At 64.7% G+C, this 14,971-nt stretch carries 6 protein-coding genes; all 6 read left to right on the forward strand.

The window, feature by feature from the left end:
• The first annotated feature begins 45 nt into the window (after nt 1-45).
• On the forward strand, nt 46-1,281 hold the full coding sequence (hutI, locus tag NKJ58_RS13030; protein ID WP_031209675.1) for an imidazolonepropionase: 1,236 nt from the start codon (nt 46-48) through the stop codon (nt 1,279-1,281).
• Nucleotides 1,278-2,816, forward strand: a complete 1,539-nt coding sequence (hutH, locus tag NKJ58_RS13035; protein WP_352519320.1) for a histidine ammonia-lyase — start codon at nt 1,278-1,280, stop codon at nt 2,814-2,816. Before hutI ends, hutH begins: the two co-directional genes overlap by 4 nt.
• Nucleotide 2,817: 1 nt before the next feature.
• Nucleotides 2,818-3,630 (forward strand): N-formylglutamate deformylase, encoded by an 813-nt coding sequence (hutG, locus tag NKJ58_RS13040; RefSeq protein ID WP_023743653.1) that lies wholly within the window; start codon nt 2,818-2,820, stop codon nt 3,628-3,630.
• Nucleotides 3,631-3,658: 28 nt separating this feature from the next.
• Entirely contained in the window at nt 3,659-5,329 is a 1,671-nt protein-coding gene (gene hutU / locus NKJ58_RS13045; RefSeq protein WP_502902295.1) for a urocanate hydratase, read from the forward strand.
• Between the two features lie 12 nt (nt 5,330-5,341).
• Nucleotides 5,342-5,920 carry a HutD/Ves family protein gene (locus NKJ58_RS13050; protein WP_352519332.1) on the forward strand — a complete coding sequence of 193 codons (579 nt, stop codon included), beginning with the start codon at nt 5,342-5,344 and terminating at the stop codon, nt 5,918-5,920.
• A gap of 313 nt (nt 5,921-6,233) precedes the next feature.
• Complete coding sequence (locus tag NKJ58_RS13055; RefSeq protein WP_352853236.1) at nt 6,234-14,813, forward strand: glycoside hydrolase family 94 protein; 8,580 nt, start codon at nt 6,234-6,236, stop codon at nt 14,811-14,813.
• The last annotated feature ends 158 nt before the right edge of the window (nt 14,814-14,971 follow it).

Raw genomic sequence — 14,971 nt, forward strand, 5'->3', positions numbered from 1 at the left:
AATATGTATATACATAATCGCCATCCAATCAAACGGAAAAAGATGATGGCGGCACAGAACAAAAGCCGGGCAGGGGGCCTTCACCTTTGGCGCAATGCGCGCTTGGCAACCATGGCCGAAGGCGACGCCGGACTGGGCATTGTCGACAAGGGCGCGATCGTCGCCCGTGACGGCGTCATCGTCTATGCCGGTCCGGAAGCCGACATGCCGTCAGCATTGGCTCAGGGCGGCGAGACTACCGATTGCGAAGGCCGCTGGATCACGCCCGGCCTGATCGACTGCCACACCCATCTCATCCATGCCGGCAACCGTGCCAACGAGTTCGAGATGCGGCTGGCCGGCGCCACCTATGAAGAAGTCGCCCGTGCCGGCGGCGGCATCGTCTCCTCGGTCAAATCCCTGCGTGCCGCGAGCGAAGACGCACTGGTTGCGCAGACGCTGCCACGCCTCGATGCGCTGATGGCCGAGGGTGTCACCACGGTAGAGGTAAAGTCGGGTTACGGGCTCGATCTCGAAAATGAACAGAAGTCGCTTCGCGCCGCGCGGCAGCTGGACAAGCAACGCCCGGTCACGGTCCGCACCACCTTCCTCGGCGCGCATGCGCTGCCGCCGGAAGCAAAAGGCGACAAGGACGCTTTTGTCGATCTCGTCGCCAACACGATCCTGCCCGCAATCGCCGCCGAGGGCCTGGCTGACGCCGTAGACGGCTTTTGCGAGGGCATTGCCTTTTCGCCGGAACAGATTGCCCGCGTCTTCGACAAGGCCAAGGCGCTTGGCCTGCCGGTAAAGCTCCATGCCGACCAGCTGTCGAACCTGCGTGGCGCCGAACTTGCCGCCCGCTATGGCGCGCTGTCGGCCGACCATCTCGAATACACCGACGAGGCCGGCGCCGCAGCGATGGCCAAGGCCGGCACCGTGGCGACCATCCTGCCCGGCGCCTACTATTTCATCCGCGAAACCAGGAAGCCGCCGATCGGCCTGTTTCGCCAGCACGGCGTCAAGATGGCGGTCGCCACCGACAACAATCCCGGGACGTCGCCGCTGACCTCGCTGTTGCTGACCATGAACATGGCCGCGACGCTTTTCGGCCTGACCGTCGAGGAATGCCTGGCCGGCACCACTCGCGAGGCTGCCCGCGCGCTGGGATTGCTCGGCCAGACCGGCACGCTGGAGGCAGGAAAATCCGCCGACCTGGCGATCTGGGACGTCGAGCGTCCGGCCGAACTCGTCTACCGCATGGGCTTCAACCCGCTCCATGCCCGCATCTGGAGAGGACAATGACCGAACTTAACCTGAAGCCCGGCAATGCGACGCTGGCCGACTGGCGCGCTATCTATCGTGGCGCCATGCCGAAGCTCGACGCCTCCTGCCGGCCAAAAATCAAGGCCAGCGCCGAGGCTGTCGCCCGCATCGTCGCCAAGGGTGAGCCGGTCTATGGCATCAACACCGGCTTCGGCAAACTGGCCAGCGTCCGCATTCCGGCCGAGGATCTAGAGACCCTGCAACGCAACATCGTTTTGTCGCATGCCGCCGGCGTCGGCGAGCCGATGCCGGTCGCTGTGGTTCGGTTGATGATGGCGCTGAAGCTCGCCAGCCTGGCGCAGGGTGCGTCGGGCGTGCGGCCGCAAACCATCGAATTGCTGGAAGCGATGCTGGCCAACGACGTCATTCCCGTGGTGCCGGCGCAAGGCTCGGTCGGCGCCTCCGGCGATCTCGCGCCGCTGTCGCACATGACGGCAGTGATGATCGGCGTTGGCGAATGCTTTACCCCGCATGGCCGCTTCCCGGCCAAGGTCGCTTTCGTCTCGCACGGCCTGGAGCCGGTGACGCTGGGCGCCAAGGAAGGTCTGGCGCTGCTCAACGGCACGCAGTTCTCCACCGCCTATGCGTTGGCCGCTCTCTTCGAGGCCGAAGTGCTTTACCAGTCGGCGCTGGTCGCCGGCGCGCTGTCGACCGACGCCGCCAAGGGTTCGGACGCGCCCTTCGATCCGCGCATCCATCTCCTGCGCAAACATCCCGGCCAGATCGAGACGGCGGCAGCGCTGCGCAACCTGATGGCCGGCAGCGCCATTCGTGAATCGCACCGCGTCGGCGACGAGCGCGTGCAGGATCCGTACTGCCTGCGCTGCCAGCCGCAGGTGATGGGCGCCGCGCTCAGTGTGCTGCGTCAGGCCGCCGACACGCTTGGCACCGAGGCCAATGGCGTCACTGACAATCCGCTGATTTTCGCCGAGGACGACACAGCGCTCTCCGGCGGCAATTTCCACGCAGAGCCGGTGGCTTTCGCTGCCGACATGATCGCGCTTGCCGTCTGCGAGATCGGCTCGCTGTCGGAGCGCCGCATCGCCATGCTGGTAGACCCCGCGCTGTCCGGCATGCCGGCCTTCCTGACGCCGAAGCCCGGCCTGAACTCCGGCTTCATGATCCCGCAGGTGACGGCGGCGGCACTCGTTTCCGAAAACAAGCAGAAGGCCTATCCCGCGAGCGTCGATTCCATCCCGACCTCGGCCAACCAGGAAGACCACGTCTCGATGGCCGCACATGGCGCGCGCCGGCTGATCGGCATGGTTGAGAATGCGACAGCCGTCATCGGCATCGAACTCTTGGCCGCCGCGCAGGGCTGCGATTTCCATGCACCGCTGGCGTCGAGCGCGGCCCTTGAAGCCGTGCGCAAACTGGTCCGCGCAGAAGTGCCGCATCTCGACAACGACCGACATTTCCATCCCGATATGGAAAAGGCCATCGCCATGGTGCGCAGCGGCGCTGCCATCAAGGCTGCCGGCGCGGTGACACTGCCTTCGATTTCGGGAGTCTGACATGGCCGACTGGCTGACAGTGACGGAAGGCACGGCACCCCTGTTGGTGTCCATCCCGCACACGGGTATCGATCTCGCCGGCATCGACAATCGGCTGGTCTCGCCCTGGCTCGGCCGCCGCGATTGCGACTGGTGGATCGACAATCTCTACGATTTTGCCGCCGGCCTTGGCGCGACTGTCGTGCACACGTCGATCTCGCGCACCGTCATCGACGTCAACCGCGATCCCTCCGGCGCCTCGCTCTATCCCGGGCAGACGACAACGACGCTATGCCCGACCGAGACCTTCGACGGCGATCCGCTGTATCTGCCCGGCGCGGAACCGACGCCGTCGGAGATAGACCAGCGCCGCATAGCGTATTTCGTGCCCTACCATGAAATGCTGGCGGCCCAGGCCGTCAGGCTGCGCGGCCTGCATGAGAAGGTCGTCATTTACGATTGCCACTCGATCCGTTCGGTGCTGCCGCGGCTGTTCTATGGCACGCTGCCGGTGTTCAATCTCGGCACCAATGACGGCCAGACCGCGGACCCAATGCTTCAGGCGCTGGTCGGCCAGATCATGGCCGAAAGCGGTGAAAGCAATGTCATCAACGGTCGTTTCAAGGGCGGCTGGATCACCCGCTATTTCGGCAATCCGCAAGCCGGCTACCATGCGCTGCAGATGGAACTTGCCGATCGCGGCTATTTGCGCGAGCCCGAGGGCAAGGGCGAACCGGACAATTGGCCGGTGCCTTATGATGCCGAGTTCGCCGCGCCGATGCGCGCCACACTGACGAAAATCCTCCAATCCGCCATTGACTGGGCCGGGCGCTGAGACGCCGCCTTACTCCAAAGGGACAATGATGAACAATCCTCGCCACAACATCCGCGAAGTGCGCGCGCCCCGCGGCGACAAGCTCAACGCCAAATACTGGACGACCGAAGCGCCGCTGCGCATGCTGATGAACAACCTCGATCCCGATGTCGCCGAAAACCCCAATGAGCTCGTCGTCTATGGCGGCATCGGCCGGGCCGCGCGCACCTGGAACGATTTCGACAGCATCGTCGCCTCGTTGAAGACCCTCAATGAAGACGAGACGCTGCTGGTCCAGTCCGGCAAGCCGGTCGGCGTCTTCCGGACGCACACCGATGCGCCGCGCGTGCTGATCGCCAACTCCAACATCGTGCCGCATTGGGCGACCTGGGACAAATTCAACGAACTCGATAAAAAAGGCCTGATGATGTACGGCCAGATGACGGCCGGCTCCTGGATCTATATCGGCACGCAAGGCATCGTGCAGGGCACCTACGAGACCTTCGTCGAGGCCGGCCGCCAGCACTACAATGGCAACCTTACGGGCAAATGGATCCTGACCGGCGGCCTCGGCGGCATGGGCGGCGCCCAGCCGCTTGCCGCCGTCATGGCCGGCGCCTGCTGCCTCGCCATCGAATGCAATCCGGACTCGATCGATTTCCGGCTGCGCACCCGCTATGTCGACGAGAAGGCCGAGACGCTCGACGAAGCGATGGAAATGATCGAGCGCTGGACCAAGGCCGGCGAGGCGAAGTCGGTCGGCCTGCTCGGCAATGCGGCCGACATCGTGCCGGAAATGTTCAAGCGGGGCATCCGCCCCGACATGGTCACCGACCAGACCTCGGCGCATGACCCGATTAACGGCTATCTGCCCAAGGGCTGGACGATGGCTGAGTGGCGCGAGAAGCGCGTCTCCGATCCCAAGGCTGTCCAGAAGGCCGCCCGCGCCTCAATGCGCGAGCATGTCGAGGCGATGGTCGCGTTCTGGAATGCCGGCGTGCCGACGCTCGACTATGGCAACAACATCCGCCAGGTCGCCAAGGACGAAGGCTTCGAGAACGCCTTTGCTTTCCCGGGTTTCGTGCCGGCCTATATAAGGCCGCTGTTCTGCCGTGGCATCGGCCCGTTCCGCTGGGCTGCTCTTTCGGGCGATCCCGAGGATATCTACAAGACGGACGCCAAGGTGCGCGAACTCACCCCCGGCAACACCCATCTGCACAACTGGCTGGACATGGCACGTGAGCGCATCGCCTTTCAGGGCCTGCCGGCGCGCATCTGCTGGGTCGGCCTCGGCGACCGCCACAGGCTGGGGCTCGCCTTCAACGAGATGGTGGCCAGGGGCGAACTCAAGGCGCCCGTCGTCATCGGCCGCGACCACCTCGATTCCGGCTCGGTGGCTTCGCCCAACCGCGAGACGGAAGCGATGAAGGACGGCTCCGACGCCGTCTCCGACTGGCCGCTGCTCAATGCGTTGCTCAACACCGCGTCGGGCGCAACCTGGGTGTCGCTGCATCATGGCGGTGGCGTCGGCATGGGCTTCTCGCAGCATGCCGGCATGGTCATCGTCGCCGACGGCACGCCGGACGCCGCAAGGCGCCTGCAGCGCGTGTTGTGGAACGATCCGGCGACAGGCGTCATGCGCCACGCCGATGCCGGCTACGACATCGCCATCGAGTGCGCGAAGGAGCACCAGCTCAATCTGCCCGGTATTTTAGGCTGATTGGCTTAAATGATGCGCATCCTACGGGCCGCCGACTACCGCGTCATGCCGTGGAAGAATGGCGGCGGCACGACCACCGAGATCGCCGTCTCGCCGGACGGCGCCGGCCTGGACGATTTCGACTGGCGCGTTTCGATGGCGCGAGTCGAGGATAGCGGGCCGTTCTCGGGCTTTGCCGGCGTCGACCGCACGCTGGCCGTGCTGGAAGGCGAGGGCATCGTCCTCGACATTGCTGGCCGGCGGCCGGCCGAAGTGACGGCGGCTTCCGCCCCGCTGTCCTTCCCGGCCGATGTGCCGACCACGGCCGCGCTGATCTCCGGTCCGATCACCGACCTCAACGTCATGACCCGCCGCGGGCGGGCAACGCACTCGGTCCAGCGTCTGATAGTTTCGGTTCCGACCGATATCCGGCCGACCAGCGCTATGACCCTGATCCTGCCGTTCGACGGTGAGGTCGGCGTGACCGGCGCGACATCGTCGCGCCTTGGACCTCGCGACACGCTGTTGCTCGGACCGCAGGCCGCGAAACTGCGGCTTGAACCGGTGCGGCCGACGATCGTGTTCGTCGTCCGGATAGCCAGCCTGGGCTAGCCGCACCGCCAGCACAACGATTAACGCCTGTTGCCAAACATGATCGCACGCCGGAGAAATCTGGCGTAAGCTGTTGTCTGGATCACGAAAAAGCCCGAATCCTTCCGTCGTTCCAAGGCGGACGGGAGGGCAGGGGTGCTCGTCCTTGAGTTGTCGAAAGCCCCACTTAAAATGTCGAAGGGATAACGCCTCTGGCGTGGTGCGAAGCAAAACTTTCGGCCAGTGTAATCATGCAACCAATTGCATTTGAATCGGTTTTAGGGACATTGCCGTGGCGGTGGCGCCGCATCGCGTCCCCCATGCGGAATTTTCAATGAATATCCAGACAAATCCTGCCCATATCGAAAAGTCCAGCGCCGGCTTCCCGGTCATCACCGAAGAGCCGATACGCTCCAATTTCCTGCCCGAAGAGCGGCTGCGCGCGCTGGGCGAAAGCCTCGCCAAGGGCGACATCAAGGACCTGTTCGGCCTGACGCCGTTCGATTTCCAGGCCCGCATCCGCGACAGCGCCAAGAAAATCCTCGAAGTCTACCGCTCGACCAATGCCGCCCAGGCCAAGGGCGAAACCATCACGCCTGCCGCGCAATGGCTGCTCGACAACAATTATCTCGTCGAGGAGACCATTTTTCAGGTGAAGCGCGACCTGCCGCGCCGTTTCTACCGGCAGTTGCCGACCCTGGAAGTTGCCGATCGCGCCGCGGTGCCGCGCGCGCTGGCCTTGGCCTGGAGCTATGTTGCCCATTCCGACAGTTCGGTTTCGGCGACCATGTTCAAATCCATCGTCGAGGGTTTTCAGTCGGTCGAGCCGCTCAAGATCGGCGAATTGTGGGCGCTGCCGTCGCTGCTGCGCTTCGTTTTAATCGAGAATCTGCGCCGCATCGCCGTGCGCGTCGACCGCACCAGGCAGATGCGCCATATCGCCAACGAGGTCGCCGACCGCGTGCTGGCGACCGACGACAATGCAGACCGCCGGAAGATCCTGTCGGGCTACGGCGCGCATGCGCAGGACACCACCTTCGCCACCCAGTTGCTCTACCGCCTGCGCGACGGCTCGCAGAATGCCGGCAGGGCGCTGGAATGGCTGGAGGTCGAGCTCGAGAAAACCGGCTCCGACGCCGAGGAAATCATCATTTCCGAGCATCGCACGCTGTCCAGCGGCAATGTCACCACCGGCAACATCATCCGCGGCCTGCGCCTCATCAACGACGTCGACTGGACGGTGTGGTTCGAGGGCGTCAGCCGCATCGACACGCTCTTGCGCGAGCGCACCGATTTCGCCGCGCTCGATTTCTTTTCGCGCGACCAGTACCGCACGTCGATCGAGCAACTGGCGCGCCGCTCCGACCTGTCCGAATTCCGTGTCGCCGAAAAGGCCATCGAGCTGGCCAGCCATGTCCCCGGCGTCACCGATGCCTCCGGCGTGCCGGATGCATCAGCCGATCCGGCCATGCATACCGATGTCGGCTTCTTCCTGGTCGGCCCGCGCCGGCCGGATCTGGAAGAGGCGATCGGCTACCGGCCGCCCTTCCATGTGACCTTCAAGCGAGCCTTCACCGCCACGGGCTGGCTCGGCATCGTTGTGCCGGTCTTCCTGCTTACGGTGCTACTGCTGGTTGTCTCCGGCAATGCGCTTGCCCATCTTGGCCTGTCGGTGGAATCCATCACGCTGATGCTGGCGCTGTTTGCGGTGCCTGCCAGCGAAGGCGCGCTCGCCTTCTTCAACACCGTTGTTTCACTGTTCCTGAAGCCGACGCGGCTCGTCGGCTATGACTACAAGCACGGCATTCCGGCGGCATCACGCACCTTGGTCGTGGTGCCGTCGCTGATCGGCTCGCGCGATGATGTCGAGGAAAACATCCGCAACATCGAGGTGCATCACCTCGCCAACACGGCCGAAGAAATCCATTTCGCGCTGCTGTCCGACTGGCCGGATTCCAAGACCGAGATCGACGCCGCCGACATCGAGATCCTGCAATATGCGCGCGACGAGATCGCCAGGCTCAATGCCCGTTATCCCTCGGAAGGCGCGCCGCGTTTCTATATCCTGCATCGCCGCCGGCTCTACAACCAGGCGCAGGGCGCCTGGATGGGCTGGGAGCGCAAGCGCGGCAAGCTGCATGAGCTGAACCTTCTCTTGCGCGGCGATAGCGACACCACCTTCCTGCCGCTCGACGTGCCGCTGCCGGAAAAGGTCGTCTATGTCATGACGCTCGACGCCGACACGCGCACCACGCGCGACGCTGTGTCGTCACTGGTCGGCAAGCTCGCCCATCCGCTCAACCGCCCGCATTTCGACGCGACAAAGCGCGTCGTTACCGCCGGCTACACCATTCTGCAGCCGCGCATCACAGCCTCGCTCACCAGCGGCGACGACGCTTCTTTCTTCCAGCGCGTCTTTTCGTCCAACAGCGGTCTCGATCCTTACGTCTTTGCCGTCTCGGATCTCTACCAGGACGTCTTCAGCGACGGCTCTTTCACCGGCAAGGGCCTTTATCACGTCGACGCTTTCGAGGCGGCGCTGCAGGGCCGCATCGAGGAAAACACCGTCCTCAGCCACGATCTGCTCGAAGGTGCGTTGGCGCGCGCAGCACTTGTCACCGATGTCGAACTGGTCGAGGACTATCCTACCCGCTACTCGGTCGACGCCTCGCGCCACCACCGCTGGGCGCGCGGCGACTGGCAGCTGCTGCGCTTCATCGTCTCGCCGCGTTCCGGCGTGCCGGCGCTGTCGCGCTGGAAGATGGTCGACAATCTGCGCCGCTCGCTGACCCCGATCTTCTGGGTGATGGCGGCGATTGCCGGCTGGACGCTGCTGCCCTTCACGCAGGCCGCGCAGTGGCAGGCGCTGCTGATCCTGTCGCTGTTCATGGCGCCGACCTTCGATGTCGTCAACGCCATCCTGCCCAAGAGCGGCGACCAGACGCCGCGCGGCCATTTCTCCGCACTGGCGCACGACACCGTCTTCGGCACGGCCCTTGTGGCGCTGAAAGTGCTGTTGATGGCGCACAATGCCTGGATGATGGGCGACGCCATCGTGCGCACGCTCTACCGCCTGTTCGTCAGCCGCCAGAACCTGCTGGAATGGCGCACCGCGTCGCAGGCGCACAAGGGCGGCGACAACGATATCGGCTCCTATTACAGCATGATGTATGGCGCCGTGATCATCGGCGTCGTCGGTCTCGCTATCCCCGTGCTGGCCGATTCCACCGGTGCCTTCGTCGCCTTCTTCTTCGCTCTGTTCTGGATCGGTTCGCCGGCGGTTGCCTGCTGGATCAGCCGCTCGGCCGAGACCGAGGACCGCCTGCGCATATCGCAGGCCGACATCCACGCGCTGCGCACCGTGGCGCGCCGCACCTGGCATTATTTCGAAACCTTCGTCACGGCCGAGCACCACAATCTGCCGCCCGACAATTTCCAGGAAAGCCCGGCGCCGGTTGTAGCGCCGCGGACGTCGCCGACCAATATCGGCGTCTACCTGCTGTCGGTGGTGTCGGCACGCGATTTCGGCTGGATTGCGCTCTCCGACGCCATCACCCGGATCGACGCCACCATGACGACCATCGAGAGCATGCCGCGCAACCGTGGCCACCTCTTCAACTGGTACGACACCACGACGCTCAAACCGCTCTATCCGCTCTACATCTCCGCCGTCGACAGCGGCAATCTCGCCGGACATCTGGTCGCGGTGGCGGCTGCCTGCGCCGAATGGGCGGAAGCCCCGTCCGTTCACCTGCAGGGCGATTTCGAAGGCGTCCTCGACACGGTGAGTATCCTCGACGAGAGCCTCGAGGAATTGCCTGACGACCGCCGGCAACTGCGGCCGTTGCGCCAGCGTCTGGCCGATCGCCTCGATGGCATGCGGCGCGCCGTCATGACCATCAAGGCGCAGCCGGAGATGGCCTCGATCCGCACCATTAACCTGGCCGTGCTTGCCGGCGAGATCCGCAAGCTCGCCACCGCCATCCACACCGAGGCCGGATCGCAGCGCAGCGACATTATCGCCGACTGGGCGGCACGGCTGGAAGCGACCTGCGAGGCGCATGTGCATGACTCGCACAGCGACGAAAACGCCGTCGAAGCCTTGCGCGCCAAGCTGCTGGCGCTGCGCGAACGCTGCCGCCGCTATGCCTTCGAGATGGATTTCTCTTTCCTGATGCGTCAGGAGCGCAAACTGCTGTCGATCGGCTACCGGGTCGAGGAGCATCAGCTCGATGAGAGCTGCTACGATCTGCTCGCCTCCGAGGCGCGGCTGACCAGCCTGTTCGCCATCGCCAAGGGTGACGTGCCGACGGAGCATTGGTTCCGGCTTGGAAGGCCGATCGTCGAGATCGGCTTCCAGGGTGCGCTGATGTCCTGGTCGGGCTCGATGTTCGAGTATCTGATGCCGCCACTGGTGATGAAGGAACCGCAGGGCTCGATCCTCAACCAGACCAGCAAGCTGATCATCAAGCGTCAGATCCAGTACGCGCGTTCGAAGAACGTGCCCTGGGGCATTTCGGAAGCGGCCTACAATGCCCGCGACCGCGAACTGACCTACCAGTATACCAATTTCGGCGTGCCCGGACTTGGGCTCAAGCGTGGCCTTGGCCAGAACACGGTGATCGCGCCTTACGCCACGATCCTCGCGGCGCAGTTCACACCGCGCGAATCCGTCCAGAATCTGGCCAGGCTGCGCTCCATCGGCGCTCTCGGCCGGCATGGCTTTTACGACGCCGTCGACTTCACGCCGCAGCGCGTGCCGGAAGGCACCGACCATGCCGTTGTCCTGAACTACATGGCGCATCACTCCGGCATGTCGATCGCCGCCGTTGCCGACGCCATCTTCGAGGGCCGGCTGCGCGACCGCTTCCATAGCGATCCGGTGATCGAGTCTGCCGAACTCCTGCTGCAGGAGAGGGCGCCGCGCGACATCCCGACCGCCACGGTCAGGACCGAAGCCGACGAGCGTTCGAAGGACGAGACCGAGGTCGAGAGCCCGGACTCGCGCATTATCCTCGACCCGCTGAGGGCGTTGCGCGCCACCAGCGTCATGTCCAATGGCCGCTACTCCGTCATGGTCTCGGCCACCGGTTCCGGTTACAGCCGCTGGGGCGAACTCGCCGTCACCCGTTGGCAGCCCGACCCGACCGAAGACCGGCTCGGCTCCTACATCTTCCTGCGCGACGCCGGCAGCGGCGACTGGTGGTCGGCCACCGCAGAGCCGAAGCAGGCGACCGGCGAGAGAGTGCAAACGCTGTTTTCCGACGACAAGGCGAGCTTCGTCAAAACAGTGGGCTCGCTGCGTTCGGAGGTCGAATGCATCGTCATCTCGGAAGGCAATGGCGAGGGACGGCGCGTCACGCTCTACAACGACGGCGCCACTGACCGGCATATCGAGGTGACCTCCTTTGCCGAGCTGGTGCTGGGCAACGAAGCCTCCGACAATGCCCATCCTGCGTTCTCGAAAATGTTTATCGAGACCGAGATCGCTGCCAATAACGGCGCCATCTTTGCCACCAGGCGCAAGCGCGAGAAGAACGAGCCTGACGTCACCATGGTGCATTTCGTCACCGATCCGTCCGGGTCGGCGCGCGATGCCGAGGCCGAAACCGACCGCCGTGCCTTCATCGGCCGTGGCCGTACCATCGCGGAAGCGGCGGCCTTCGATCCCGGCGCCAAGCTTGGCGGTCACCACGGCTTCACCCTCGATCCGGTAGCGGCCCTGCGCCGCCAGGTGCGGGTGCCGGCCAACAAGAAGATATCGCTGACCTTCTGGACCGCCGTCGGCGCCAACCGCGCCGAACTGGACGAGGCCATCGCCAGGCTCGACCATCCCGAAAGTTTTGCTCGCCAGGCGATGCTTGCCTGGACGCGTTCGCAGGTGCAGACCCGCCATCTTGGTCTCAGCCTGACCGACGCCGCCAACGTGCAGAAGCTGGCGCGCTTCCTGATCTATCCCGATCCGTTCCTGCGCCTGCCCGGCGAATCCATCGCTTCGGGGCTGGGCAAGCAGTCCAGCCTGTGGCCGACCAGCATTTCGGGCGATTTCCCGATCTTCCTGGTCCGCATCGGCGACGTGGCCGACCTCGAAATTGTCGCCCAGGCGCTGCGCTTCCAGGAGTATATGCGCGCCCGCGGCATGATGATCGACTTCGTGGTCGTCAACGAGCAGGCATCGTCCTATGTCCAGGACCTGCAGCGCGCGGTCGAAACACTGTGCGAAAACAGCCGCCTGCGCGGCAAGGAACTCGGGCCGCGCCAGCACATCTTCGCCGTGCGCCGCGACCTGATGGACGAGGCGACCTACAAGACGCTGCTGGCGGTTGCCCGCGTGGTTCTGCACACCCGCAACGGCACCATCTTCGACCAGATCGAACGCGCCGAGGCGGCAGCCTTGCAAGCACGCGATGCCCTGCAGCCGGCGCCCCCCGCGTCACTGCGCGAGCCGTCTCTGCCGGTGCCGGCGGCGCCTGCATACCATGCCGCGTCCGACAGCAGCGCCGACGGCAGCGGCCTCAGCCAATGGAACGGCTTTGGCGGTTTCGAGGGCGACGGCCGCCACTATGTCACCCGCCTTGCCGGGCGGCGCTCGACGCCGCAGCCCTGGATCAACGTCGTCTCGAACGCCTCGTTCGGATTCCATGTCTCGGCCGAAGGCGCTGCCTTCACCTGGAGCCGCAACAGCCGCGATTACCAGCTGACGCCATGGTCGAATGATCCGGTCACCAACCGGCCGGGCGAGGGCATCTACATCTACGATCAGGCCAGCGGCAAGGCATTCTCGCCGCTGGCTGCCGTGGTCCGCGATCCCTCGATGACCTATGAGACATGGCACGGCCAGGGCTTCTCGACCTTCCGGTCCAAACGCGGCCCGCTGTCGATGGATCTGACGCACGTCGTCGATCCCGTCGATCCAGTGAAGATCACGCGGCTGCGCATCCAGAACTCAGGCCCGGCGCCGGCGCGGCTGCGCGTCTATGCCTATGCCGAATGGGTCCTCGGCAGCCATCGCTCGAGCACGGCTGCGACCATCATCCCGTCCAGGGATCCAGCGACTGGCGCGCTTCTGGCGCAAAACCCCTACGGTCTCGATTTCGGCGACCGGGTGGCCTTCCTGGCCGCCACTGGTCCGGTGCATTCGGTGACAGCCGATCGCGGCGAGTTCATCGGCAGGCACGGCACCAGCGCCTTCCCGCACGCCGTCGTCAGCGGCGCCGGCCTGTCGGGCCGCGTCGAGGCCGGCGACGATCCGTGCGCAGCTGTCGCCAGCGAAATCGATATCCCTGCCGGCGGCGACGTCACGCTGGTCTGGCTGCTTGGCGACGCCGCCACATCAGCCGAGGCGAGCGCGTTGGTGCAGACCCATTCGGGCAAGGATTTCGACCAGCGGCTGGCCGACAATGAACGCGTCTGGCGCGGCTTCCTCGACACCATCCAGGTCGAGACGCCCGACAAGGCGCTCGACGCCATGGTCAATCACTGGCTGCCCTATCAGAGCCTGGCCTGCCGCATCCGCGCCCGCTCGGCCTTTTATCAGGCAAGCGGCGCCTTCGGCTTCCGCGACCAGCTGCAGGACACGCTGGCCCTGCTTGCGCATGATCCGAAACTGGCGCGCGACCAGATCCTCAATGCGGCGCGCCGGCAGTTCCCCGAAGGCGATGTCCAGCATTGGTGGTTGCCGCGCACCGACGCCGGCGTGCGCACCATGATCTCCGACGATGTGGTCTGGCTGGCGCATGCCACCAATCGCTACATCGAGGTGACCGGCGATACAGGGATCCTGAAGGAGCAGCTGCCTTTCATCGACGGGCAGGTGCTGGGCGAAGGCGAGCACGACGCCTTCTTCACGCCGGAAATCTCCAAGACGAACGCTTCGCTCTACGACCATTGCGCGCGCGCGCTCGACCTTGCGGTCAAGCGCAGCAGCCCGGCTGGGCTGCCGCTGATCCTCGGCGGCGACTGGAACGACGGCATGAACCGCGTCGGCGAAGCCGGCAAGGGGGAGAGTGTCTGGCTCGGCTGGTTCCTTTTGAAGACGCTGGGCGACTTTACCACCGTGGCCAAGGGGCAGGGCGACACCAAGCGGGCGCAGGCCTGGACAAAACACGCCGATGTGCTGAAGCGGGCGCTGGAAAGCACCGCCTGGGACGGCCAGTGGTATCGCCGCGGCAGCTACGACGACGGCACGCCGCTTGGCTCGCACAATTCGGACGAGTGCAAGATCGACTCCATCGCGCAGTCGTGGAGCGTGCTCTCCGGCGAGGGCGACCCCGCGCGCTCGACCACGGCGATGCAGCAGGCGACGAACCTGCTGGTCGACGACAAGCTCAAGATCGTCAAACTGTTTACCCCGGCCTTCCAGAACACGAGAAAGGACCCTGGTTACATCAAGAGTTATCCGCCGGGCGTGCGCGAGAACGGCGGCCAGTACACCCATGCGGCGACCTGGTTCGTGATCGCGCTCGCCGAAATGGGCCGCACCGACGATGCCTATCGCTGCTTCTCGATGCTGAACCCGGTCAACCATGCGCTCGACGATGCATCGGCCGAGCATTACCGCGTCGAGCCGTACGTCGTCGCCGCCGACATCTATTCCGGTGAGGGCAAGGGCGGTCGCGGCGGCTGGACCTGGTATACGGGCTCAGCGGGATGGCTCTACCGTGCTGCGGTCGAAGGAATTCTGGGCATCGAGCGGCGGGGCAAGCAGATCACGTTCCGGCCGAAACTGCCCAGCCATTGGGACGGCTATTCTGCCACGCTGAAGATGCTGGGGTCGGAGATCAAGGTTCGCGTCATCCGCGACAAAAAGGCCAAATCCATCTCGCTCGAAGTCAATGGAACCAAGACAAAGTCTTCCGGTTTTCAGCCGAAGGCCGGCGACAAGACCGAGGTGGTCGTCAAGATACCCGCGTAAAATCAAGGGCTTCAGATTGTTGACGCGCGCCTTTCGAGGCGCGCGTTTTCTACTTGGGCATGCTCCTGGCGCAGTACGGCGTGCCTTCCCGGATACCGGCGGGCCAAGCGTGCAGTGATTAAAAATGTGGCAGCGCTAGATGCTGCCATGATTTTGCC

Origin of the sequence: Mesorhizobium sp. M0139 (assembly GCF_040322455.1) — a bacterium.
Taxonomy (GTDB): Bacteria; Pseudomonadota; Alphaproteobacteria; order Rhizobiales; family Rhizobiaceae; genus Mesorhizobium.